Annotated in this window: 17 protein-coding genes and 1 pseudogene; 9 read left to right on the top strand and 9 right to left on the bottom strand. The window is 71.9% G+C overall.

Translation table 11 applies throughout. The features are described from left to right. The first annotated feature begins 2 nt into the window (after positions 1 to 2). Genes ACZ51I_RS04105 through alc form a run of 3 tightly spaced genes read left to right on the top strand, consistent with a single transcriptional unit; the run spans position 3 to position 3,075 of the window. Positions 3 to 953 carry a DMT family transporter gene (locus ACZ51I_RS04105; protein WP_468871345.1) on the top strand — a complete coding sequence of 317 codons (951 nt, stop codon included), beginning with the start codon at positions 3 to 5 and terminating at the stop codon, positions 951 to 953. A gap of 10 nt (positions 954 to 963) precedes the next feature. Further along, positions 964 to 1,890, top strand: coding sequence for a LysR family transcriptional regulator (locus ACZ51I_RS04100; protein ID WP_468871344.1), 927 nt, complete (start codon positions 964 to 966; stop codon positions 1,888 to 1,890). 60 nt (positions 1,891 to 1,950) lie between these two features. Beyond that, positions 1,951 to 3,075 (top strand): allantoicase, encoded by a 1,125-nt coding sequence (alc, locus tag ACZ51I_RS04095; protein ID WP_468871343.1) that lies wholly within the window; start codon positions 1,951 to 1,953, stop codon positions 3,073 to 3,075. Between the two features lie 116 nt (positions 3,076 to 3,191). On the opposite strand, the gene pepN (ACZ51I_RS04090) is transcribed toward alc, so the two are convergent. The 4 genes from pepN (ACZ51I_RS04090) to ACZ51I_RS04075 all read right to left on the bottom strand — a co-directional run bounded on the left by pepN (ACZ51I_RS04090) (position 3,192) and on the right by ACZ51I_RS04075 (position 11,153). Further along, positions 3,192 to 5,768 (bottom strand): aminopeptidase N, encoded by a 2,577-nt coding sequence (gene pepN, locus ACZ51I_RS04090; RefSeq protein ID WP_468871341.1) that lies wholly within the window; start codon positions 5,766 to 5,768, stop codon positions 3,192 to 3,194. A 139-nt stretch (positions 5,769 to 5,907) separates the two neighbouring features. Beyond that, positions 5,908 to 6,924, bottom strand: coding sequence for an aspartate-semialdehyde dehydrogenase (locus tag ACZ51I_RS04085; RefSeq protein ID WP_468871340.1), 1,017 nt, complete (start codon positions 6,922 to 6,924; stop codon positions 5,908 to 5,910). A 171-nt stretch (positions 6,925 to 7,095) separates the two neighbouring features. Then, positions 7,096 to 10,416 carry a S8 family serine peptidase gene (locus tag ACZ51I_RS04080; RefSeq protein ID WP_468871338.1) on the bottom strand — a complete coding sequence of 1,107 codons (3,321 nt, stop codon included), beginning with the start codon at positions 10,414 to 10,416 and terminating at the stop codon, positions 7,096 to 7,098. Between the two features lie 194 nt (positions 10,417 to 10,610). After that, positions 10,611 to 11,153, bottom strand: a complete 543-nt coding sequence (locus tag ACZ51I_RS04075) for a CGNR zinc finger domain-containing protein (RefSeq protein WP_468871336.1) — start codon at positions 11,151 to 11,153, stop codon at positions 10,611 to 10,613. Between the two features lie 131 nt (positions 11,154 to 11,284). Between ACZ51I_RS04075 and ACZ51I_RS04070 the strand changes: the two genes are divergently transcribed. The 5 genes and pseudogenes from ACZ51I_RS04070 to ACZ51I_RS04050 all read left to right on the top strand — a co-directional run bounded on the left by ACZ51I_RS04070 (position 11,285) and on the right by ACZ51I_RS04050 (position 15,062). Then, entirely contained in the window at positions 11,285 to 11,740 is a 456-nt protein-coding gene (locus tag ACZ51I_RS04070) for a VOC family protein (protein WP_468871334.1), read from the top strand. Between the two features lie 119 nt (positions 11,741 to 11,859). After that, positions 11,860 to 12,723, top strand: a complete 864-nt coding sequence (locus ACZ51I_RS04065; protein WP_468871332.1) for a pyridoxamine 5'-phosphate oxidase family protein — start codon at positions 11,860 to 11,862, stop codon at positions 12,721 to 12,723. Between the two features lie 67 nt (positions 12,724 to 12,790). Beyond that, the gene (locus tag ACZ51I_RS04060; RefSeq protein WP_468871692.1) at positions 12,791 to 13,285 is read left to right on the top strand and encodes an HPP family protein; all 495 of its coding nucleotides are present in this window, start codon (positions 12,791 to 12,793) and stop codon (positions 13,283 to 13,285) included. Positions 13,286 to 13,294: 9 nt separating this feature from the next. Next, positions 13,295 to 13,794 (top strand): annotated as a pseudogene (locus tag ACZ51I_RS04055) (NUDIX hydrolase). Positions 13,795 to 13,886: 92 nt separating this feature from the next. After that, the gene (locus ACZ51I_RS04050; RefSeq protein ID WP_468871331.1) at positions 13,887 to 15,062 is read left to right on the top strand and encodes a serine hydrolase domain-containing protein; all 1,176 of its coding nucleotides are present in this window, start codon (positions 13,887 to 13,889) and stop codon (positions 15,060 to 15,062) included. A 3-nt stretch (positions 15,063 to 15,065) separates the two neighbouring features. On the opposite strand, the gene ACZ51I_RS04045 is transcribed toward ACZ51I_RS04050, so the two are convergent. Next, on the bottom strand, positions 15,066 to 16,070 hold the full coding sequence (locus ACZ51I_RS04045; protein ID WP_468871691.1) for a hypothetical protein: 1,005 nt from the start codon (positions 16,068 to 16,070) through the stop codon (positions 15,066 to 15,068). Positions 16,071 to 16,214: 144 nt separating this feature from the next. Further along, positions 16,215 to 18,767 carry an aminopeptidase N gene (gene pepN / locus ACZ51I_RS04040; RefSeq protein ID WP_468871330.1) on the bottom strand — a complete coding sequence of 851 codons (2,553 nt, stop codon included), beginning with the start codon at positions 18,765 to 18,767 and terminating at the stop codon, positions 16,215 to 16,217. Positions 18,768 to 18,915: 148 nt separating this feature from the next. Between pepN (ACZ51I_RS04040) and ACZ51I_RS04035 the strand changes: the two genes are divergently transcribed. Beyond that, positions 18,916 to 19,551, top strand: coding sequence for a mycothiol-dependent nitroreductase Rv2466c family protein (locus ACZ51I_RS04035; protein ID WP_468871328.1), 636 nt, complete (start codon positions 18,916 to 18,918; stop codon positions 19,549 to 19,551). 114 nt (positions 19,552 to 19,665) lie between these two features. Here the strand turns inward: ACZ51I_RS04035 and ACZ51I_RS04030 are convergent, their stop codons facing one another. The 3 genes from ACZ51I_RS04030 to ACZ51I_RS04020 all read right to left on the bottom strand — a co-directional run bounded on the left by ACZ51I_RS04030 (position 19,666) and on the right by ACZ51I_RS04020 (position 23,377). Beyond that, positions 19,666 to 20,310 (bottom strand): superoxide dismutase, encoded by a 645-nt coding sequence (locus ACZ51I_RS04030; RefSeq protein ID WP_468871327.1) that lies wholly within the window; start codon positions 20,308 to 20,310, stop codon positions 19,666 to 19,668. 169 nt (positions 20,311 to 20,479) lie between these two features. Then, positions 20,480 to 21,892 carry an amino acid permease gene (locus tag ACZ51I_RS04025; protein ID WP_468871325.1) on the bottom strand — a complete coding sequence of 471 codons (1,413 nt, stop codon included), beginning with the start codon at positions 21,890 to 21,892 and terminating at the stop codon, positions 20,480 to 20,482. Between the two features lie 111 nt (positions 21,893 to 22,003). Beyond that, the gene (locus ACZ51I_RS04020; RefSeq protein ID WP_468871324.1) at positions 22,004 to 23,377 is read right to left on the bottom strand and encodes an amino acid permease; all 1,374 of its coding nucleotides are present in this window, start codon (positions 23,375 to 23,377) and stop codon (positions 22,004 to 22,006) included. Between the last annotated feature and the right edge of the window lie 232 nt (positions 23,378 to 23,609).

Raw genomic sequence — 23,609 nt, 5'->3', positions numbered from 1 at the left:
CCATGAGCCTGATCACCACCACCCGTCACCCCACCGACCCCACCGACACCGCAGCCACCGAGAGGCCGGCGCCCGCGAGGAAGCTCGCGCGGGGCGCCGGCCTCGGCGTGCTCCTCGCCCTCCTCGCCACCGCCGTCTGGTCCGGCAGCTTCGTCGCCACCCGGGGCATGGCCGACACCGTCCCGCCCGTCCAGGCCGTCTTCTGGCGCTGGATCATCGCGCTGACCGCCGTCGCGCCGTTCGCCGCCCGCCCGTTCCTGCGGCAGTGGAGGACGATCCGCCGCCACCTCGGCTTCGTCGCCCTCGCCGCACTGCTCGGCGTCGCCCTGTACAACACCCTCGTGCACCAGGCCGGCCTGACCACCTCCGCCTCCACGATGGGAATGATCATGGCCGCTTCCCCGGTGATCATGGCGGTCTACGCCCGGCTCGGCGGCGAGCGCCTCGGCACCCGACGCGTCCTCGGGATGCTGATCGCCGCGGCCGGAGTGCTCCTGCTCGTCGGAAAGGGCTCCCTCCGCGTCGACTTCACCGCCGGCGACCTGTGGATGTTCGCCGCCGCCCTCTCCTTCGCCTCGTACAGCGCCCTGCTCAAGCGCAAGCCCGCCGAGATCGACGGACTCGCCTTCCTCTTCACCACGTTCCTGCTCGGCGCCCTGATGCTCGCCCCCGCGTACGCCGTGTCCCTCGCCGTCCAGGGCGGGTTCACCGTCGGCACCGCGACCGTCGGCCCCCTGCTGTACGTCGGGGTCTTCTCCTCCGCCGTCGCCTTCTTCGCCTGGAACAAGGCGATCGCCCTCATCGGGGCCGCCCGGGCCGGGGTCGTGTACTACCTCCAGCCCGTCTGCGTCGCCCTCCTGTCGTACGCGCTGCTCGGCGAACGGCTCGGCGCCCTCGGCGGCGCCTGCATGGCGCTCATCCTCGGTGGCGTCGCCCTCAGTTCGGCCCGATAGGTTGCGCCCCATGACCGAGTGGGACATCAAGAAGCTCCAGATCCTCCGCACCCTCCGCGACCGCGGCACCGTCACCGCGACCGCCCAGGCGCTGCTCATGACCCCCTCGGCCGTCTCGCAGCAGCTGACCAACCTCGCGAAACAGCTCGGGGTGCGGCTTCTCGAGGCCCAGGGGCGCCGGGTCCGCCTCACCGACGCCGCCCATCTCGTCCTGCGCCACGCCGAGGCGGTCTTCGCCCAGCTGGAGCGCGCCGACGCCGAACTCGACGGCTACCTGCGGGGCGAGGCCGGTCAGGTCCGGGTGGCGGCCTTCTCCACCTCCGTGCCCGCGCTCCTCGTGCCCGCCGTACGCCGGCTGCGGACCGCCCACCCCGGGCTCGACGTCCGGATCCGCGAGGCCGAGGCGGCGGAGGCGTACGAGCTCCTCACGGTCGGCGAGGTCGACCTCGCGCTCTCGCTCGCCGCCCACGCGCCCCCCGCGCGCGACCCCAAGTACAGCCGGGTGCCGCTGCTCGCCGACCCCCTCGACGTGGCCCTGCCCGCCGGCCACCCGCTCGCCGACGCGCCCGGCCTGCGGCTCGCCGACCTCGCGGCCGAGCCGTGGATCTTCGGTGGCTCGGGCCCCTGGTCCGAGATCACCACCGCCGCCTGCGAGGCCGCCGGCTTCGTGCCCGAACAGGCCCACAGTGCCTCCGGCTGGACCGCGATCCTCGCCATGGTCGAGGCCGGGATGGGCGTCGCGCTCGTGCCCCGGATGGCCTCCGCGGACCGCCGGAGCGGCACAGGGGTCGTCATGCGGGTGCTCTCCGCCGACCAGCCGCGCCGCCATGTCGTCGCGGCGGTACGGAGCGGGGCGGAGCAGGGCCCGGCGGTGGCCCGGGTGCTGGCAGCCCTCCGGCAGGCGGCGGCGGACCGCGAGACCGTTCAGCGGAACTGAACAGCATCGTCGAAAACATTCGATGGACCGTAGAGTCGCCGTCGGGGGAGAGTCGGGGCCATGAGCAGCCTCGAAGCGCACCAGGACCCGCACGCGAACGACGCCGCCCCCTACTCCGGCGGGGACCCCTACGCCGACTACCGCACCGGTGACTTCACCTTCACCGAGCTCGTCGACCTCGCCGACCGCCGGCTCGGCGCCGGCGTCGTCGCCGCCAACGACGAGTTCTTCGCCGAGCGGGAGAACCTCCTCGTCCGCGAGCGGGCCGTCTTCGACCCGGAGCACTTCGGCCACAAGGGCAAGATCATGGACGGCTGGGAGACCCGCCGCCGCCGAGGCGCCGACGCCGAGAACGTCTTCCCCGCCCCCGAGGACCACGACTGGGCGATCGTCCGCCTCGGCGCCCCCGGCGTGATCCGCGGGATCGTCGTCGACACCGCGCACTTCCGCGGCAACTACCCGCAGAAGGTGAGCATCCAGGCCGCCGCCGTCGAGGGTTCGCCCAGCCCCGCCGAGCTGCTCGACGCGAAGTGGGAGGAGCTCGTCCCGCCCACCCCCGTCCGCGGCCACGCCGCCAACGGCTTCGAGATCACCGCCGAGCGCCGCTTCACCCACGTACGGCTCTGCCAGCACCCCGACGGCGGCGTCGCCCGGCTCCGCGTCCACGGCGAGGTCGTGCCCGACCCCGAATGGCTGGAACTCCTCGGCACGCTCGACCTGATCGCCGTGCTCAACGGCGGCTCGTACGAAGACGCCTCCGACAAGTTCTACTCCTCGCCGACCCAGATCATCCTGCCCGGCACCTCCCGCAAGATGGACGACGGCTGGGAGAACCGCCGCCGCCGGGTCCGCGGCACCAACGACTGGGTCCGCTTCCGGCTCGTCGCCCAGGGCGCCGTCCGCGCCGTCGAGATCGACACCGCCTACCTCAAGGGCAACTCGGCCGGCTGGATCGCCCTCCAGGGCCGCGACGGCGAGTCCGGCGAGTGGTTCGAGATCATCCCGCGCACCCGCCTCCAGCCCGACACCCCGCACCGCTTCAAGCTGCCCGCGCAGACCGTCGTCACCCACGTCCGGCTCGACGCCTTCCCCGACGGCGGCGTCGCCCGGATGCGACTCCACGGCACGCTCACGGACCAGGGCGCGGCCGACCTGCGCGCCCGGTACGCCCGCCTGGGCGGCTGACCCGCTTCCGCCCGGCGGCGCGGCCGCGCGCCGACGCCCGCCCGCCGGGCGGACTCCAAGCACGGCGAAGGGGCGCCTCCGCGGGGGAGGGCGCCCCTTCTCCGTACGACCGGGTGCTACTTGGCGGCGGCCGCGTCCGCGGCCTGTGCCTTCAGCGCGCGCTCGACGCCCGCGCGGCACTCCGTCACCAGACGCCGCAGCGCCGGGGCCGGGTCGTGCTCCGCGATCCACGCGTCCGTCGCGTCCAGGGTCTCCTGCGAGACCTGGAACGTCGGGTAGAGGCCGACCACGATCTGCTGCACGATCTCGTGGCTGCGGGTCTCCGAGACGCCCTTGATCGACGCGAAGTACTTCGCGGTGTACGGGGTGAGCAGCTCGCGCTGGTCGGACTGGACGAAGCCGCCGATGACGGCCTCCTGCACGGCGTTCGCCAGCTTGTCGTCCTCGACGACCGAGGCCCAGGCCTCCGCCTTCGCCGCCTCCGTCGGGCGGGCCGCGCGCGCGGTGGCCGCGTGCCGCTCGCCCGCCGCCGTACGGTCGCGCTCCAGCTCGGCGGCGATCTCCGTCTCGTCGTAGACCCCGGTCGCGGCGAGCCGCTGCACGAACGCCCAGCGCAGCTCGGTGTCCACCGCCAGGCCCTCGATCGTCTCGCGCCCCTCCAGAAGGGCCGCGAGCAGGTCGAGCTGCTGCGGGGTGCGGGCGGCCGTCGCGAAGGCGCGCGCCCACGCCAGCTGGTGGTCGCTCGCCGGCGCCGCGGCGCGCAGGTGCGCGAGCGTCGCCTCCGTCCAGCGGGACAGCCCGGTCTCGCGCCACTCCGGCGCCGCGTACAGGTCGAGGGCCGCCTTCACCTGGCCCTGGAGCGACTGCACCACACCGATGTCGGACTCCTTGGCGATGCCCGAGAGCACCAGGTCCAGGTAGTCCCGGGTGGCCAGCTCGCCGTCGCGGGTCATGTCCCAGGCCGAGGCCCAGCACAGCGCGCGCGGCAGGGACTCGGCGAAGTCGCCGAGGTGCACGGTGACGTTCTTCAGGGACACCTCGTCGAGGCGGACCTTCGCGTACGACAGGTCGTCGTCGTTGAGGAGGACGACCGCCGGGCGCGCCTTGCCGACCAGCTGCTCCACGGGGGTCAGCCCGGCCGCCGCGATGTCCAGCTCCAGACGGTCGGTGCGGACCAGCTTGCCGGTCTCGTCCAGGTCGTAGAAGCCGATCGCGATGCGGTGCGGGCGGAGCACCGCCTCGCCCTTGGCGCCGGCGGGCAGCGCCGGGGCCTCCTGGCGGACGGCGAAGGCGGTGATGACACCGTCCGCGTCGGTCTCGATCTCCGGCCGGAGGATGTTGATGCCGGCCGTCTCCAGCCACGCCTTCGACCAGGTCTTCAGGTCACGGCCGGAGGTCTCCTCCAGGGCGCCGAGGAGGTCGGACAGGCGGGTGTTCCCGAAGGCGTGGGCCTGGAAGTAGGCCTGCACGCCCTTGAAGAACTCGTCCTGGCCGACGTACGCCACGAGCTGCTTCAGGACCGAGGCGCCCTTGGCGTACGTGATCCCGTCGAAGTTGACGAGCACGTCCTCCAGGTCGTTGATCTCGGCCATGATCGGGTGCGTCGACGGCAGCTGGTCCTGCCGGTAGGCCCAGGTCTTCTCCGCGTTGGCGAAGGTGGTCCAGGCGTTCGGCCAGCGGGTGCCCGCCACGGAGGCCTGGCAGGCGACCGAGGTGTAGGTGGCGAACGACTCGTTCAGCCACAGGTCGTTCCACCACTCCATGGTGACGAGGTCGCCGAACCACATGTGGGCGAGCTCGTGGAGGATGGTCTCGGCGCGCCGCTCGTACGCCGCGTCCGTCACCTTCGAGCGGAAGACGTACTGGTCGCGGATGGTGACCGCGCCCGCGTTCTCCATCGCGCCCGCGTTGAACTCCGGCACGAACAGCTGGTCGTACTTGGCGAAGGGGTAGTCGTACGCGAACTTCTCCTGGAACCAGTCGAAGCCCTGGCGGGTCACGTCGAAGATGTGGTCCGCGTCGAGGAACTCGGCCAGCGAGGGGCGGCAGTAGATGCCCAGCGGGACGGTCTGCCCGTCCTTCTCGTACGTCGAGTGGACCGAGTGGTACGGGCCGACGATCAGGGCCGTGATGTACGTGGAGATGCGCGGGGTCGGCTCGAAGACCCACACCCCGTCCTTCGGCTCCGGGGTCGGCGAGTTGGAGATGACGCTCCAGCCCTCCGGCGCCTTCACCGTGAACTGGAAGGTCGCCTTGAGGTCCGGCTGCTCGAAGGAGGCGAAGACCCGGCGCGCGTCCGGCACCTCGAACTGCGTGTACAGATAGGCCTGTCCGTCGACCGGGTCGACGAAGCGGTGCAGACCCTCACCGGTGTTCGTGTACGCGCAGTCCGCGACGACGCGGAGCTCGTTGCGGCCCTGCTTCAGATGGGGCAGCGCGATCCGCGAGTCGCGGAAGACGGCGGCCACGTCCAGCGCGTGCCCGTTCAGCACGGCCTCGTGGACGGCGGGGGCGACGAGGTCGATGAAGGTCTCGGCGCCTCCCTCTGCGGAATCGAAGCGGACGGTGGTGACGGACCGGTAGGTGCCGCCCTCCTGCGCACCGGTGAGGTCGAGGTCGACCTCGTACGCGTCCACGGTCAGCAGCGCCGCCCGCTGCTGAGCCTCTTCACGGGTCAGGTTCGTACCAGGCACCCGGTCAACTCCTCGGTTTCGTGACGTTTGGCCCATCCTTCCACGGGGCCGTCGGCCCGCGCATCGCGCATTTCCCAGGGCGAACACGCGAGGGGCGGCCGTCCCACGGACGGCCGCCCCTCAGGGGTGCGTGCGGGTGTCAGCCCTTGAGCTCGGCCGCCACCAGCTCCGCGATCTGCACCGCGTTGAGCGCGGCGCCCTTGCGGAGGTTGTCGTTGGAGAGGAAGAGCGCGAGACCGTTCTCGACGGTCTCGTCCACGCGGATGCGGCCCACGTAGGAGGCGTCCTTGCCGGCCGCCTGGAGCGGGGTCGGGATCTCGGAGAGCTCGACGCCCTCGGCGTCCTTGAGGAGCTCGTAGGCGCGCTCGACGCTGATCGGGCGCTCGAAGCGGACGTTGACCTGGAGCGAGTGGCCGGAGAAGACCGGGACGCGGACGCAGGTGCCGGAGACCTTGAGCTCGGGGATCTCCAGGATCTTGCGGGACTCGTTGCGGAGCTTCTGCTCCTCGTCGGTCTCGAAGCTGCCGTCGTCGACGATCGAGCCGGCCAGCGGGACCACGTTGAAGGCGATCGGCCGCTTGTAGACGGCGGGCTCGGGGAACTCGACGGCCTCGCCGTCGAAGGCCAGCTGGTCGGCGGTCTCGGCCACGGCGCACGCCTGCGTGCGCAGCTCGGCGACGCCGGCCACGCCCGAGCCGGAGACGGCCTGGTAGGTGGTGGCGATCAGCGCGGTGAGGCCGGCCTCCTGGTGGAGCGGCTTGAGGACCGGCATGGCGGCCATCGTGGTGCAGTTCGGGTTGGCGATGATGCCCTTGGGGCGGTCCTTGATCGCGTGCGGGTTGACCTCGGAGACCACCAGCGGGACCTCGGGGTCGCGGCGCCAGGCGGAGGAGTTGTCGATCACGACGGCGCCCTGCGAGGCGACCTTCTCGGCGAGGGCCTTGGAGGTGGCGCCACCGGCGGAGAAGAGCACGATGTCGAGGCCGGTGTAGTCGGCGGTGGAGGCGTCCTCGACCGTGATGCCGTCGACGACGGTGCCGGCGGAGCGCGCGGAGGCGAAGAGCCGCAGCTCGTCCACCGGGAACTTCCGCTCGGCCAGGATCTTCCGCATGACTGTGCCGACCTGACCGGTGGCTCCGACGATTCCGACCTTCACGGGGGACTCCTCCGTACGTATGTGCAGGGTGCTGCCGGTCCATGATGCGTATGTCCCCGGGCACCTTGTCCAATCCATTGTCCACAGGTCGGGACGCGTCGCGACGACGATCTTCCGGACGCGAAAGGGGCGGGCGCCGGTTCCGGCACCCGCCCCCTCACGCACCCGGTGTCACGGGGTGACGGTGCCGATCAGGACGCTGCCGGTGCCCGCGACGGTGCCGCGCGCGTTGAGCAGCTGGACCTCGCCGAAGAACTGGCGTCCCTCGGGGGCCGCGCCGGCGACGACGACCTCGGCCGCCACCGGGGCGGAGGCGCCGTTGGCCAGGGTGACCGGCTTCGAGCCGTCCACCTTCACGGTGCCGAGGGAGGACGAGTAGTAAACGTCCTTGTAGTCGTACGTGGTGCCGCCCGCGGCCTGGACCGAGTAACCGTCGACGACGACGGTGTACGTGCCCGGGGCCGGCTTCAGCAGGGAGACGGACTCCTCCGAGTCGCCGTCCGCCGACTGGCCCACGGTCTTGCCGTTCAGCGTGACCGTGAGGTCGAGGTCGGCGGCCTTGTCGGAGGTGTTGCCGATGGCGATGTCGAGCCGCTCCACGCCCTCACCGATGGTGACGGTCTTGGTGTGCTGCTCGTGGTGCTGGATGGTCGGCGTCTCGCTCTTCTGCGAGCCGAGGGAGCCGCCCTTGAGGGTGCCCGCGATGTCCGCGAAGCGGTTGGTGACCGTCCACTGGACGGCGGCCGGGGTGCCGATCTTCGCCTCGGCGACCGTCTGGACGGCCGGGTCGAAGTCGGCGCCGAGGGCCGTGACGTTCAGCGTGTACGGGTTGTCCAGGTCCGGCGACGTGCGACGGGCCTCGACCTCGACCTCCCAGACGCCGGGCGTCGGGTCCGCGTAGGACCGCAGGTCCGGGCGGCAGGTGTTGGCCGGGTTGTAGTGCGGGTAGCACTGGGTGGTGGCGCTGTCCTCGACGCCCACGCCGACCGGGTGGATCGAGATGAACCGGGTCTGGCTCTTCTCCTTCAGACCGCCGAGCGCGACCTCCAGCGTCTTGGCGCCCTCCGGCACGGTGACGAAGTAGGACTTGCTGCTGTTGCGCTGCACCGAGCCGGCGGCGGAGAAGCCGTAGCCCGGGGCGGCCAGGTCGTTCGCGACGATCGAGGTGGCGAGGATCTGCTTGTCGACGCCCTCGGTGCGCTCGTCGTCGGCCTCCAGGATGACGCTGTGCGCACCGGCGGTGGCGGCGCGGGCCTGGAGCTTGACGGTGACCGGCTTGTTCAGCGGCAGGTCGATCTCGTCGTCGCCGAGGATGCGGAAGGTGCCGTCGTTGTACTTGAGGTCCAGCTCGTGCTCGATCGGCCGGTTCGGGCCGCTCGTGCGCGTGAGGGTGACGTCGTAGACGCGCTTCTGGCCGACCTTGAGGCCGCCCTCGCGGTCGTACACACCGGTGCCGGTGTGCGGGGCCGGGAAGATCACGGTGTCGACCGGGGCCTCGACCTTGTAGTCGTGGGCGGTGGCGCCGTCCTTGATCGACTCCCAGGCCTCCTCGATGTCGATGAGGCCCGAGCCCTGCTCGTGCGCGGCGACACCGGGGATGCGCTGCGCGGTGGAGGTCAGCGCGGTCCGCAGGGTGAGCGGGGAGAGCGCGATGCCCTTCTGCTTCGCGGCCGAGATCAGCAGCGCGCTCGCGCCCGCCGCCTGCGGCGAGGACATCGAGGTGCCGTTGAGCATGCCGTAGCCGGCGGGCAGGGTGTAGCCCGACTCGGCGACGCCGGCGCCCGGCAGCCAGGTCGGGATGGTGTTCACGGCCGAGCCGGGGGCGGTGATGGTCGGGGTGAAGCCGCCGTCCTCACGCGGGCCGCGCGAGGAGAAGGGGAACATGGCGTACTTCTTCTCGACGGCCGAGCCGTAGTTGGCGGCCCAGGTCTCCTTGGAGACGGCCGCGCCGACCGACAGGACCTTGTCGGCCAGGCCGGGGTCGCCGATCGTGTTGATGCCGGGGCCCTCGTTGCCGGCCGAGATGACCAGCTGGACGCCGTACTGGTCGACCAGGCGGGTGTAGAGGCGCGAGCGGACGTTGTCGCCGTCGTTCTGCTGCGGCAGGCCGCCGATCGACATGTTGACGATGTCGACGCCGCGGTTGACGACGAGGTCCGTCATGCCCTCGGTCAGGGCCGTGTTGGTGCAGCCGCCGGACCAGGTGCACGCGCGCGAGGAGACGATCTTCGCGCCGGGCGCGGCGCCGTTCATCCGGCCGCCGAAGAGGCTGTGGGCGGCGGTGATGCCGGCGACGTGGGTGCCGTGCGAGGACTCGACGAGACCGATGTTGACGAAGTCGCGCTTCTGGCCGACCCAGGTCCCGCCCAGCGGGTCCATGGGGACGTCCTTGCGGATCTCCACGACGAACGGGGTGCGCTCGGCGACCTCGGTGGCCGGGTTGTCGGTACCGAAGTACCCGACCTGGTACCCGTCCTTGTACGGCTTCATCGGCGCGTTGTCCGTGAAGTCGTTGTTCTGGTCGGTGTCCACGCGGACGGTTCCGGCGGCCGGGTCGTACAGCAAGCCGAAGACGTCGGTGGTGTCGCCGTCCCGGTTGATGTCGCCCTTCGGGTCGCCGCCCGCGGTGGCCGCCTCGGAGAAGCGGCTGAACTGGTACGAGCCCGCCGGGGCCGTCCAGCTCTGTGCGGAGGCGGTGAAGACCGGGCCGGTGACCGGGGTGATCTGGGCGCGCCAGGTGGCGTCGCCCTCGGTCAGCGGGTCGGTGGCGGTGACCCAGTCGACGATCTTGCGCTCGCCGGTGCTGGTCTTCTGCAGCGCCGGGTGGCCGAGGTCCACACCGGAGTCCAGGATGCCGATGGTCACGCCGCGGCCGTCGGCCTTCGGGTGCTCCTGGACGAAGTCGACCGCCCCCGTCTCGTGCGACGGGTTGTACGGGTTCTTCGCCGGGGTGGCCTTGCTCGGCGCCGGGTACGTCGTCGTGACGGTGGTGCCGGCGACGGCACCCGTCGCGGCGCCCGCGTCCGGCGTCGGGTCGTCCAGCGGGATCTCGGCCTGGAGGTCGACGGACTGGACGGAGGAGAGGCGGGTGGCGGCCTTGATGGCGGCCGCGGCCTTGGCGGTCGGCAGGGTCGCGCGGACGTAGCCGAGCGCGTCCTGCCGCTTGCCGACGGAGCCGCCGGCGACGGCGTCGAGCTGCTCGGCGACCTGCTCGGTGGCGCCGGGGACGGTGGCGACGAGGACGGTGACGTTCTTCTCGCCGCTCGCCTGGGCCTCGGTGAGCCGCTGGGCGTCGATGGCGCCCAGCTTGTCGGCGGGGTCCGAGGCCTTGACCGGGGGAGTGGTGGCCGGGTCGTCGGCGGCGAGCACGGGCGCGGCACCGGTCGCGACCAGCGCGGCGACGAGTCCGGCGGCGGCCGCGATACGGGCCGCGCGTCTGGGCCCGTGCGTCGAGCTGCCGGGTATGGAGCTCCGAGTTTCGGGGGTGGTCATCTACATCCCTGTGGGTGAAAGGAGAGTGTCCGGATTCTGAAGCCGGATGACCGCTCAGCCTTTCGTAAGACACAGGGTTTTGTGGAGAGTTGCCCAGGGTCGGAATGCCGCCGCGGCGTATACCCGCCAGCGCGGGGAAGGCGCCACGAGGAACGAAACGGTCCGGACCGGGGCGAGTTGCCCGTCGACCGGGGTCAACTCTCCTTGGTACGGGCGTGATGGCGGGAGGCCTTGGCGCGGTTTCCGCAGACCGCCATCCGGCACCAGCGGCGGGTGCCGTTCCGCGAGGTGTCGAAGAAGTGCAGGATGCAGGCCTCGTGGGCGCAGGCCCGGATCCGGTCCGGCGCCGTGCGCAGCAGGTCGAGGTAGTCGCGGGCGGCGGTCCAGCCGGGGCCCCAGGCGGGATCGGCGAACTCGGCCTCCTCGCCGGGGCCCTCGGCGGTGAGCGTGGCGCGGATGCGGCCGTGGCCGAGGACGGCGTCGACGCGCGCGGTGGCGGCGGGGTCGCCGGGGTGGTCGACGAGCGCGGCGAGCGCGTCCCGGGCGGTGAGGGTGTGCCGCAAGGTGGTCGCGTCGGCGGCGAACCGCTCCTCCAGGCCGTTGGTGGTGAGCCAGACGGCGAGCCCCTCGACCTCCGCCAGCAGGTCCTGGCGGACGCCTTCCTTGTTCCAGTGGGTGTTGAGCAGGTCCAGGGAGACGGGCTCGCCGGTGAGCGGCCGGGGGTCGATGGCGGTCATGGCGGACACCCTCCTCGGTGAACTAACCACTCAAGCGTACGGGAGTGGTTGACTCTCTCCGCGACTAACCTCTAAAGTCGAATTAAGAGGTTAGCCCCCAGGGGGTGGCCACGTCAGGGGAGGGAACCCTCATGTCCGCGATCGGCACGCTCGCCACCCACCACGTCGGCCTCAACGTCACCGACCTGGACCGCTCGCTCGCCTTCTACGGCGACGTCCTCGGCTTCGAGGTCCTCGGCGAGGGCGCGGAGAAGGACAGCCGCTACGCCTTCCTCGGCCAGGACGGCCGCCTGGTCCTCACCCTCTGGCAGCAGTCCGAGGGCGCCTACGACTCCGGCCGGCCCGGCCTCCACCACCTCGCCTTCGAGGCCGAGTCCATCGAGCACGTCCGCGCCGCCGAGGCCGCGCTCACCGCGCGCGGCGCCTCCTTCGCGTACGAGGGTGTCGTCGCCCACCGCGAGGGGGCGGCCTCCGGCGGCATCTTCTTCCACGACCCCGACGGCACCCGCCTGGAAATCTCGGTCCCGAAGGGCGCGGAAGAGGCAGAAGCCCCGTCGGAAACGGCTCCGACCTGCGGTTTCTTCTAGTCGCACCTCGTTGTGGGCAATCGTTCCGCCGGGGCGGAACGGGTGGGCACAACGCCGAACGCGCGCCCGCGCCCAGGGCCGCACCCGCACCCACCGACCCGGCACCGAACGGAGGCCCCGTGAACAACGCGTACCACCCCGGCTCCCTGGCCGTGCAGGAGCGCGTCGGCGTCCGCGACCGCGCGGACCACGCCGGCCGCTCCCTCACCGACGGCATCCGGCCCATCGCCGCCGCCTTCCTCGCGGCCCAGCCGATGCTGGTGATCGGCGCGGCGGACCGCGAGGGCCGCGTCTGGTCGAGCCTGCTCACCGGCGCACCCGGCTTCGTCCGCGCCACCGGCCCGCACACGGTCTCCGTGGCCGCCGCCCTCCCCGAGGGCACCCCCGACGGCGCCCCCGTCGGCACGCTCGCCCTCGACCCCCGCACCCGCCGCCGCATGCGCCTCAACGGCATCGCCCGGACGAGCGCACGCGGCTTCACCGTCGAGGCCGAGCAGGTCTTCTCCAACTGCCCCAAGTACCTTCAGAAGCGGGAGTGGTACGGCTCCCAGCCCGCCGGCCCCGAGGCCGGTGCCGCGCGGCACGGCGAGGCGCTCACCCCCGACCAGGTGCGCCGGATCCGCGCCGCCGACACCTTCTTCGTCTCCACCGCCGCCCCCGACGGCGTCGACGCGAGCCACCGCGGCGGCAACCCCGGCTTCGTCCGGGTCGACACGCCCCGGGAGCTCAGCTGGCGCGACTACCCGGGCAACGCGATGTTCCTGACCCTCGGCAACCTGGAGTCGGACGGCCGCGCGGGACTGCTCTTCCTCGACTGGGAGACGGGACTCACCCTCCAGCTGAGCGGCCGCGCGCACGCCGAGTACGGCCCCGGGGGCCGCGTCGTCCGCTTCCGCGTCGACCGCACGGTCGAGACCCCGGCCGGCAGCCCCCTGCGCTGGTCACCCCCGGAGTACTCCCCGTCCAACCCGACCACGCCCTGACCGTGCCTCCCCCGAGAACGCCGACTCCCGAGGACCGCCCGTGACCACCGCTCCGGCCCCCGTGGCCATGCCGCCCTTCCCCACGCGCCGGCGGCCTCCCGCCCGCCCCCACCCCCGCGTCGTGCTCGCCTCCACGGCCGCCGCCGTCACCGCGCTCCTCCTCCTGGTCGGCGTCGGCGCCCTCCTCCACCAGCCCCTGCTCATCCCGCCCCTCGCCGCCAGCATGGCCCTCGTGGCCGGCGCCCCCGACCTGCCGCTCTCCCAGCCGCGCTCGGTCGTCGGCGGCCAGCTGCTCTCCGCCCTCACCGGCTTCGCGGTCCTCGCCCTGGCCGGCCCCGGCCCGTGGGGCGCCGCCGTCGCGGGCGGCCTCGCTCTCGGGGTGATGACGCTCGCCCGTACCCCGCACTCGCCCGCCGCCGCCACGGCCGTCATCGTCGCCCTCCAGTCCGCGCCCTTCTGGTCGTTTCTCGGCCTTCTCGCCCTCGCCACCCTCCTCCTGGTCGCCGTCGGGCTCGGCGCGGCCCGGGTGACGGGGCGGACGTACCCCGCGTACTGGTTCTAACCTCGTTCCATGCAGCAGGAGTTGAGGGTGGCGGCCTATGCCGTGTGCGTCCGGGACGGCGGGGTGCTCCTCGCCCGCTGGGTCGCGAAGGACGGCACCAAGCGGTGGACCCTGCCGGGCGGTGGCATGGACCACGGCGAGGATCCCGTCCGTACCGTCGTCCGTGAGGTCGAGGTGGGGGTCCCCCCAGGCCGTCAGGCCTAGGGGGAGAGACGGGTTATCCGACCGAGCCCACCGCCCTCCTCGGCATCGACTCCATCCGGCACCCCTGGCTCCGCCGGCTCGGCCGGCCCGGCGACTTCCAGGGCCTGCGGATCATCTACGAAGCCCAGGTCACCGGCGGTCTCCTGCGCCACGAGACCGGCGGCTCCACGGACCTCGCCGCCTGGCACCCCCTCGACGCCGTTCCCGCGCTGCCCCGCGTCCAACTCGTCGACATCGGCCTCGACCTGTGGCGCGAGCGACCCCCGGTCGGCCGCTCCCGGCTGACCGATCCGTCGAACGGCTGAAACACGCTCAACCGCCCCGAGCCCGAGCAACCCCGGCCCGTCCTCCCGCGGTCCCCTCACCCGACCGCAGCAGAACGATCAGGGGAGCCCGCATGTCAGCCATACGCACCGCCCGCCGTGCCCGTACCGTCCTCGCCGCCACCCTCGTCGCGGGCCTCACCGCCACCGCTCTCGCCACTCCCGCCCTCGCGGCCTCCACGGAGCGGGCCCCCGCGAAGACCGCCTCCGCGAAGCCGGACCACGCGGCCACCCAGCGGGCCCTGGACGCCGCCGCCGCCGAGGGCGTGCCCGGCGCCGTCGCCCAGGCCCGTGACGGACACGACCGCTGGACCGGCACCGCCGGCGAGCGCGCGGGCGACGACCGCTACCGGGTCGGCTCCATCACCAAGACCTTCACCGCCACCGTCCTCCTCCAGCTCCAGGCCGAGGGCCGTATCGACCTCGACGACCGGGTCGAGAAGTGGCTCCCCGGCGTCGTCCGCGGCCACGGCCACGACGGCCGGAAGATCACCGTCCGTCAGCTGCTCAACCACACCAGCGGTATCTACAGCTACACGGAGGACCCCGCCTTCCAGGAGCGGGTCTTCGGCCCCGGCTTCCTGGAGCACCGCTACGACACCTGGACCTCGCGGCAGCTCGTCGGCGTCGCCATGGCCCACCGGCCCGACTTCGCCCCGGGCGCCGGCTGGAACTACTCCAACACCAACTTCGTCCTCGCCGGCATGGTGATCGAGAAGGTCACCGGCCGCCCCTACGGCAAGGCCGTCGAGAACCGCGTCATCAAGCCGCTCAAGCTCCGCGCCACCACCGTCCCCGGGACCCGCTCGGCCATGCCGGAGCCCAGCAGCCCGGCGTACTCGAAGCTCTCCCGGGACGTGAACGCCCCCGTCCACGACGTCTCCGCGCTCAACCCGAGCCTCGCGGGCGCGGCGGGCGAGATCATCTCCGACTCCCGCGACCTGCAGACCTTCTACCGCGCACTGCTCAAGGGCCGGCTCCTCACGAAGGGCGGTCTGAAGGAGATGACCACCACGGTCGCGATCCCCGAGCACCCGAACGTCGGCTACGGCCTCGGGATCATGAAGGAGAAGCTCAGCTGCGGAGAGGAGATCTGGGGCCACGGCGGCGGCATCCACGGCTCCACCTCTTTCGCCCAGGTGACCCGCGACGGCGAGCACTCCCTCGCCGGCAACTTCAACGCCGACTGGACGGGCGGCACCCAGAACGTCATCGAGGCCGAGTTCTGCGGCACCGACCCGAAGAAGTAGCGCTCACCGCGGCAGGACGACGACATACGTGGCGGGCTGCCGGTCCGGCGCGGCCATCAGGGCCGTACGGACCACGGTGGCCTGCTGGTCCATCGCCTCGCGCAGCTTGCGCGGGGTGAGGTGGACGACCGTGATGCCGAGCCGCTCCAGGTGCTCCCGCTTGCGGGTGTACTCGGTCCACAGCTCGTCGTCGTCCTGCCGGGGCGCCCGGGTGTCCAGCTCCACGGCGACCGCCTGGTCCGGCCAGTAGGCGTCCACCCCGCCCAGGTGCGGGCCGCCCGGCATCCGCAGGTCCACGTTCCACAGCGGGTCCGGGAGCGCGAACTCCCGCACCATCTCGTAGAGCCGCTGCTCGGAGAGCGAGCGCCCCTCGGCGAGCAGCGAGTCCACCGCGTCCACCACGTGCGGCCGGGAGAGCAGCCGTGCCCGGCTCAACTCCCTTACCACCACGCCCGGTTCGCAGTGACCGCCGCGCACGGCCTCGGTGAGCAGCCGGCGTACCGTCTCCGTGTCCGAGAGGCCCGACACCGCGTCGGCGACGGCGCGGGCGACCGGGGCGACGGGCACGCCCGTGAGCTCCACCGGCTCGGGGACCTCGGGGGCGCGCACCACCCGCACCCAGCCCGTCGAGCGCAGCCGCCGGGTGCGCGACACGAGCACGTCGATCCGGTCCAGGGCGGTCAGCGGGGGAGCGGAGGGGAAGCGGTGCAGGGTGAGCGCCGCGAGCCCGGTGATCATCGCGTCGGGTCCCTGCGGGGGCACGGCCCCGGCCCTGCGGGCGTACAGCAGCGCCGCGTGCAGCCGGTCCTCGCTGGTGGGCGGTCCGGGCTGGAGCAGGAAGACACCGGGCAGCAGCTGCTGCCAGCCGCCGGGCCGGCAGTGGGCGGCGACCTCGGCGGCGGGGACGCCCTGCGCCCTCAACTGGTCGGCGGAGGCGAGGCGTTGCGTCCGGCCGGTGCGGGAGGAGAGGGGGAGGGGGCGGGGAGGGATGGGGGTGTTGTGGTTCATGCCGGGGGTCTTCCGCTTCCGCATGCTCCCCTAACCCCTGTTACACGCTCGTCGACATTCCGGGACAAGCTCGCCCTAAAGTACGCACGTTCGAGTGCCGATGGGGGCGGCCCCGGGCAGGCGCCGCCCCCGTGGGCATACCGGTCAGACCGCCGCCGCGCGGCCGTCGCAGGCCTGCGCCCGCAGCGCCCGCGCCAGGTCGTCCCGCGCCTCCAGGACGAGGCGGCGCAGCGCCGGCGCGACCGCCGCGTGCTCCGACAGCCAGGCGTCGGTCGAGGCCAGCGTCGCCTCGTCGTCCTGGAGCGCCGGGAACAGGCCCCGGACCACGTCGATGCCGATCTGGATCGACCGCTCGCCCCACAGCCGCTCGATCGCCGCGAAGTACTTCTCCGCGTACGGAGCGATCAGCTCGCGCTGCGAGGGCTGCACGAAGCCCGCGATCGTCGCCTCCACCAGCGCGTTCGACAGGGTGTCCGACTCGACGACCCGCGCCCAGGCCTGCGCCTTGACGGCCGCCGAGGGCCGCGAGGCGAGCAGGCGGGTCTGGTGGCGCTTCCCCGTGGCCGTGTCGTCCCGGGCCAGTTCCTCGTCGATCCGGGTCTCGTCCGCCCGGCCGTGCACGGCGAGCGGGGAGAGCAGCGCCCAGCGCAGCTCCTGGTCGACGTCGAGGCCGTCGATCTTCGCCGTACCGTCGAGCAGCCCCTCCAGGAGCTGGAAGTCGGCCTCGGTGGAGGCGGTCGCCGCGAAGAACCGCGCCCAGGTCAGCTGGTGTTCGCTGCCCGGCGCGGCCAGGCGCAGCTCGCGCAGACCGCCCTCGGCGAGCAGCCGCCCGCCCTCCTCGCGCCACGCGGGCACCGCGTAGTGGGTGACGGCCGACTTCGTCCAGGCGTGCACCATCTGGAGGACGCCGATCTCGGTCTCGCGGCCCGCGAAGGCGAGCGCGACGGCGACGAAGTCCCGGGCGGGCATCAGTCCGTCGCGCGTCAGGTTCCACAGCGCCGACCAGCACAGGGCGCGGGCCAGGGGGTCGGTGATGTCGCCGAGGTGTGCCCGGAGGGTCGCGAGCGAGCGCTCGTCGAAGCGGATCTTGCAGTACGTCAGGTCGTCGTCGTTGACGAGGACCAGGTCGGGCCGCTCCTCGCCCGCGAGCTCGGCGACGACCGTCCGGGCGCCGGTGAGGTCGGCCTCGGCCCGCGCGTACCGCACGAGCTCCCCGCCGGAGAGCCGGTAGAGGCCCACGGCGGCCCGGTGCGGACGCAGCTCGTCGCCTTCCTGGAGGACGGCGAGTTCGGTGATCCGGCCCTCCGCGTCGTAGGTGACGGCCGGGGTCAGGCTGTTGACGCCGGAGGTCTGCAGCCAGGACTTCGCCCAGGTCCTCATGTCCCGCCCGGAGGTCTCCTCCAGGATCGACAGGAGGTCGGCCAGGCGCGTGTTCCCGTAGGCGTGGCGCTTGAAGTAGCGGCGCGCGCCCTCCAGGAACGCGTCCCGCCCGGCGTACGCGACGAGCTGCTTGAGCACCGAGGCGCCCTTGGCGTACGTGATGCCGTCGAAGTTGAGCTTGGCGTCCTCCAGGTCACGGATGTCGGCCGTGATCGGGTGCGTGGAGGGCAGCTGGTCGGCGCGGTACGCCCAGGACTTGCGGTTGTTCGCGAAGGTCACCCAGCTGTTGGTGAAGCGGGTGGCCTCGGCGTTCACGAACGAGCCCATGAAGTCCGCGAAGGACTCCTTCAGCCACAGGTCGTCCCACCACACCATGGTGACCAGGTCGCCGAACCACATGTGCGCCATCTCGTGCAGGATGACGTTGGCCCGGCTCTCGTACGCGGCCTGGGTGACCTTGCCCCGGTAGATGTACTCCTCGCGGAAGGTCACCAGGCCCGGGTTCTCCATCGCGCCGAGGTTGTACTCGGGGACGAAGGCCTGGTCGTACTTCCCGAAGGGGTACGGGTAGTCGAAGTTGTCGTGGAAGAAGTCGAAACCCTGCTTGGTGATCAGGAAGACGTCGTCCGCGTCGAAGTGCTTCGCCAGCGACTTGCGGCACATGGCGCCGAGCGGGATCTCCAGCTCGCCGCGCGTGTAGCTGTCGGTCACGTAGTGGTAGGGGCCCGCCACGACACACGTGATGTACGTGGAGATCGGCGCCGTCTCCGCGAACCGCCAGATGCCCTCGGCGTCCCGCTCGCCCGCGCCGTTCGACCAGACCGTCCACCCCTCCGGCGCCGTCACCGAGAAGCGGTACGGGGCCTTGAGGTCGGGCTGCTCGAAGTTGGCGTGCACCCGGCGGGCGTCGGCCGGCTCGTACTGCGTGTAGAGGTAGACCTCGCCGTCCTCCGGGTCGACGAAGCGGTGCATGCCCTCGCCGGTCCGGCTGTAGGCGCACTGCGCGTCCACCACGAGCGTGTTCTCGTCGGCGAGGCCGTCGAGCGCGATCCGCGCGCCGTCGAAGACCACCGCGGGGTCGAGCGAGCGGCCGTTGAGCGTGACCGCGTTCACCGAGGGGGCGACCAGGTCGGCGAACGTGCTCGTGCCCTCGCCGGTGCGGCGGAACCGGATGGTCGTCACCGAGCGGAAGGTGCGCACCGCCTCGGCGCAGTCGCCGACCGCCGACCGCAGGTCGAGGGCGACCTCGTACCCGTCGACGGACAGCAGCGCGGCCCGCTCGTGGGCTTCCTCGCGGGACAGGTTCTCACCGGGCACGGTCACTCCTTCGTGGCGCGTTCGAAACAGCAGTGATCCTCCCATGTGCCGCTGTCACGCGGGACACGGGAATGCGTCGGCGCCTCCGCCGGTTGCCTCCTTTCGGCGCACCACCCTTCTTCTTCCCGAGGCCCCACCGAGGAGTGACATGTCCGAGAGCAGGACCACCGCCGACTTCTACTTCGACCCGCTGTGCCCGTGGGCCTGGATGACCTCCCGCTGGATGCTGGAGGTGGAGCAGGTCCGCCCGGTCGACGTGCGCTGGAAGGTCATGAGCCTGGCCGTGCTCAACGAGAACCGGCTCGACGAGGTGCCCGCCGAGTACCGCGAGATGCTGGAGACCCAGGCCTGGGGCCCGGTCCGCGTGGTGACAGCCGCCCAGCAGCTGCACGGCGACGAGGTCGTCGGCAAGCTGTACACGGCCCTCGGCACCCGCTTCCACAACAACGGCGAGGGCCCGACCCGCGAGGCGATCGCCGGCGCCCTGAAGGACGTCGGCCTGCCGGAGGACCTGGCGGACTTCGCCGACAAGGACACGTACGACACCGAGCTGCGCGCCTCCCACGCGGAGGGCATCGAGAAGGTCGGCCAGGACGTCGGCACCCCGGTCATCGCGGTGCCGGGCCCGACGGGCGACGAGGTCGCCTTCTTCGGCCCCGTCGTCACCCCGACCCCGCGTGGCGAGGCGGCGGCCCGGCTGTGGGACGGCACGCTGCTCGTGGCGTCGACGCCTGGCTTCTACGAGATCAAGCGCACCCGGACGGCGGCGCCCAGCTTCGAGTAGACGGCGCGCCCCCGGCACGGAAGAACCCCCGCGATTCACGTCATCGCGGGGGTTCTTCGTTCATCCGCCTGCCCGGTGAAGGTTGAGAAGACGATCACGAGCAGGAGTGCGGGGTCAGAACGAGATCAGCGGCACCGACGCCCTCGCCGACTGGAGGCGCCTGTTCACGTCCTGCCAGTTGACGACCTGCCACATGGCCTCGATGAAGTCGACCTTCTGGTTCTTGTACTGCAGGTAGAAGGCGTGCTCCCAGGCGTCGAAGACCAGGATCGGGACCGAGCCCTGGCCGACGTTGCCCTGGTGGTCGTAGACCTGCTCGACGATGAGCCGGCCGCTGATCGGCTCGTACGCGAGGACGCCCCAGCCGGAGCCCTGGGTGGTCGCGGCGGCCTTGGTCAGCTGGGCCTTGAACCTGGCGAAGGAGCCGAAGGACTCGGTGATCGCGTCCGCGAGCTCACCGACGCCGTCCGCGGCCAGCGGTTCACCGCCGCCGCCGTTCTTCGGGCTGTCCATGTTGTTCCAGTAGATGGAGTGGAGGATGTGGCCCGAGAGGTGGAACGCGAGGTTCTTCTCCAGGCCGTTGATCGCACCCCACTGGTCCTTGTCGCGCGCCTCCTCCAGCTGCTCCAGGGTGTCGTTCGCGCCCTTGACGTACGCGGCGTGGTGCTTGTCGTGGTGCAGCTCGATGATCTGCGGATTGATCACCGGCTCCAGCGCCGCGTAGTCGTACGGCAGCTCCGGAAGTGTGTAGATCGCCATGTGCCCGAGCCCTTCGACGGCTTATTGCAACCCTTATGCAAGTGCAGGCTAGCAGCAGGTACACCGGGAAGTTGATCAGCCCTTCGTCCTAGGTCCCGTCCCCGGGTACGAGGAAACCCCCGGACCGAGCGGCGGTCCGGGGGTCGCGTCGTGCGGGGAGGAACGGGGCTCAGGAGGCCCGGCCGGCCGCCGCCCGCTGGCGGACGAAGCCGACGGCGGCGAGCAGCAGGGTCAGGCCGCCCGTCCAGTACAGCTGCACGCGGGTGCCCTCCTCGCGTGCCATCAGGACGAAGATCGCCGCCATGCCCGCCAGCGCCACCCAGGTCAGCACCGGGAAGGCCCACATGCGCACGACCAGCGTCTCGGGGGCCTCGCGCTCGGTGCGGCGGCGCAGCACCAGCTGGGACGCGGCGATGAAGAACCAGACGACCAGGATGATCGCGCCGATGGTGTTGAGCAGCCAGATGAAGATGTCGTCCGGCCGCCAGTAGCTCAGCAGCACACAGGCGAAGCCGAAGACGGAGGAGACGAGCACGGCCGGGCGCGGGACCCCGCCGAACAGCCTGCCCAGCGCCTTCGGTCCCTGGCCGCGCGCGACGAGCGAGCCGGCCATCCGGGAGGCGCCGTAGATGTTGGCGTTCATCGCCGAGAGCAGGGCGACGAGCACGACCACGTTCATGATCTGGCCGGCGGCCGGGATGCCCAGGTGGTCGAGGGTGGCGACGTACGGACCCTTCTCGACGACCGCCTTGTCGTCCCACGGGACGAGGGTGACGATGACCGCCATGGAGCCGACGTAGAAGAGCGCGATCCGCCACATCGCCGTACGGACGGCCTTGGCGACGCCCTGCACCGGGTGCTCGGACTCGGCCGCAGCGATGGTGACCGTCTCCAGGCCGCCGTACGCGAAGACGGAGGCCAGCAGGCCCACGATGAGGCCCTCGGAGCCGTGCGGGAAGAAGCCGCCGGCGCCGCTGAGGTTCGCGCCGCCGGGGGCGTCCGTGCCGGGCAGGACGCCGACGATCGCGAGCACGCCGATGCCGAGGAAGAGGACGATCGCGCCGACCTTCAGCGCCGCGAACCAGAACTCGAACTCGCCGAAGTTCTTCACGGCCGCCAGGTTGGTGACGGTGAAGACCACCATGAAGAGCGCGACCCAGGCCCACTCGGGGCTGCCGGGGAACCAGCCGGTCATGATCTTCGCGGCGCCGATGCCCTCCAGGCCGACCGCCACGCAGAGCAGGAACCAGAAGGCCCAGCCCGAGGTGAACCCCGCCCACGAGCCGAAGGCGCGCTCGGCGTGGACGGAGAAGGAGCCGGAGGCCGGGTTCGCGGCCGACATCTCGCCGAGCATCCGCATCACGAGCATCACGAGGACGCCCGATATCGCGTAGGCGATCACGATCGAGGGCCCGGCGGCGGCGATGCCCGCGCCGGAGCCGACGAAGAGCCCGGCGCCGATGACGCCGCCGAGGGCGATCATCGAGAGATGGCGCTGCTTGAGGCCGTGCGTGAGGCCCTCGGCAGGTGCGGTCGCGCCGTCCTTGCGGTCGGCCGGCGCGGGCACGGTGGTCCGAGACATGGGCGAGCCCTGTTCACTAGCTGAGACGGGAGCCCACAGTCTGAGTGGACGCACCGATCAGAGGGAACCGGAGTCCGCTATACGGGCACGACCTTCACACAAGGTGAAGAATCAGTTCCGGTTCGTGCGCAGCTCCCGCACCCACGCCACGAGGAGCACGGCCCCGGTCGCCCCGGCCGACCACAGCACCTGCGGCCGCGCCCCGTCGTCGTACAGCATCAGGACGAGCACCGCACCCATCGCGGCGAGCGCCACCCAGGTGAGCCAGGGGAAGCCCCACATCCGCAGCGTCAGCGTCTCCGGCGCCTCCCGCTCGATCCGGCGCCGCAGCCGCAGCTCCGAGACCGCGATCAGCGCCCAGACGAAGAGGAGCACCGCCCCCACGGCGTTCAGCATGTAGAGGAAGACGGAATCGGGCCATTTCAGATTGAGCAGGACGGAGACGAAGCCGAAGGCCACCGAAGCGAGCACCGCACGGCGCGGCACCCCGCCGCCGGAGACCCTGAGCAGCCCCTTCGGCGCCTCCCCGCGCTCCGCGAGCGAGAACACCATCCGGGACGAGCCGTACAGGTTCGCGTTGAGCGCCGAGAGCAGCGCCACGAACACCACCACGTTCATGATCTGCCCCGCCGCCGGCACCCCGATCGCGTCCAGGACCGCCACGTACGGCGACTCGCCCGGCCTCATCGAGGTCCACGGCAGCAGCGCCACGATGACCAGCATCGAGCCCACGTAGAAGAGCAGGATCCGCCAGACCGCGCTGCGCACCGCCCGCGCCACGTTCCGCGCCGGGTCGTCGGACTCCGCCGCCGCGATCGTGACGACCTCCAGACCGCCGAAGGCGAAGACGACGGCCAGCACCCCCGAGACCACCCCCGACCAGCCGTTCGGCAGGAATCCGCCCTGCCCGGTCAGGTTCGCGAGCCCCACCGGGTCCGTGTCGGGCAGCCACCCGGCGATCGCGAGCACACCGAGCACCAGGAAGAGGACGATCGCACCGACCTTGAGCGCCGCGAACCAGAACTCGAACTCGCCGAAGTTCTTCACCGCCGCCAGGTTGGCCAGGGTGAACACGACCATGAAGATCAGCACCCAGCCCCACTGCGGCACCCCCGGCACCCAGCCGTGCGCGATCCGCGCCGCGCCCGTCGCCTCCACGGCGAGGACCACGACGAGCAGGAACCAGTACAGCCAGCCCACCGAGAACCCCGCCCAGCGGCCGAGCGCCCGCTCCGCGTGCACCGAGAACGCGCCCGAGGCGGGCATCGCCGCCGACATCTCCCCGAGCATCCGCATCACCAGCATCGCGAGCGCGCCGGCGATCAGGTACGAGACCACGATGCCGGGCCCCGCGACGGCGATGCCGGCGCCCGAGCCGACGAACAGCCCGGCGCCGATCACCCCGCCGAGCCCCAGCATCGTCAGATGACGCTGCTTCAGGCCGTGGGAGAGGGGCTCCGGTTCGGGAGCGAGGGGGTCGTGCATGTGGGGGCTCGCGCTCTCTGGCGGTTTATGGAGACTCCACAGTCTCTCCAGTGAACGCCCCCTGGCGCAAAAGGGACCTCCGTGCAGGAGTTCCCAGTGACAAGCGTCACGTGGCGCGAGGTGTGATCGGCCGGGTTTGTTCGGTCTCCACGAAGCGCTCGACCGCCGCTTTGTCGGCGGCTGACGGTGATCGGGCGTTCACTCCTGGCATACCGTCAACCTGTCCCTTCCA

It is taken from the genome of Streptomyces sp. NPDC034084 (genome assembly GCF_055575535.1).
The sequence above is the reverse complement of the archived record's forward strand: the minus strand, read 5'-3'. Positions and strand labels throughout refer to the sequence as shown.

Excerpts from the sequence above, each read along its gene's own strand:
- ACZ51I_RS04105 (WP_468871345.1), top strand. The coding sequence starts at position 3 with ATGAGCCTGATCACCACCACCCGTCACCCCACCGACCCCACCGACACC.
- ACZ51I_RS04100 (WP_468871344.1), top strand. The coding sequence starts at position 964 with ATGACCGAGTGGGACATCAAGAAGCTCCAGATCCTCCGCACCCTCCGC.
- alc (WP_468871343.1), top strand. The coding sequence starts at position 1,951 with ATGAGCAGCCTCGAAGCGCACCAGGACCCGCACGCGAACGACGCCGCC.
- ACZ51I_RS04080 (WP_468871338.1), bottom strand. The coding sequence starts at position 10,416 with ATGACCACCCCCGAAACTCGGAGCTCCATACCCGGCAGCTCGACGCAC.
- ACZ51I_RS04075 (WP_468871336.1), bottom strand. The coding sequence starts at position 11,153 with ATGACCGCCATCGACCCCCGGCCGCTCACCGGCGAGCCCGTCTCCCTG.
- ACZ51I_RS04070 (WP_468871334.1), top strand. The coding sequence starts at position 11,285 with ATGTCCGCGATCGGCACGCTCGCCACCCACCACGTCGGCCTCAACGTC.
- ACZ51I_RS04060 (WP_468871692.1), top strand. The coding sequence starts at position 12,791 with ATGCCGCCCTTCCCCACGCGCCGGCGGCCTCCCGCCCGCCCCCACCCC.
- ACZ51I_RS04050 (WP_468871331.1), top strand. The coding sequence starts at position 13,887 with ATGTCAGCCATACGCACCGCCCGCCGTGCCCGTACCGTCCTCGCCGCC.
- ACZ51I_RS04045 (WP_468871691.1), bottom strand. The coding sequence starts at position 16,070 with ATGAACCACAACACCCCCATCCCTCCCCGCCCCCTCCCCCTCTCCTCC.
- ACZ51I_RS04035 (WP_468871328.1), top strand. The coding sequence starts at position 18,916 with ATGTCCGAGAGCAGGACCACCGCCGACTTCTACTTCGACCCGCTGTGC.
- ACZ51I_RS04030 (WP_468871327.1), bottom strand. The coding sequence starts at position 20,310 with ATGGCGATCTACACACTTCCGGAGCTGCCGTACGACTACGCGGCGCTG.
- ACZ51I_RS04025 (WP_468871325.1), bottom strand. The coding sequence starts at position 21,892 with ATGTCTCGGACCACCGTGCCCGCGCCGGCCGACCGCAAGGACGGCGCG.
- ACZ51I_RS04020 (WP_468871324.1), bottom strand. The coding sequence starts at position 23,377 with ATGCACGACCCCCTCGCTCCCGAACCGGAGCCCCTCTCCCACGGCCTG.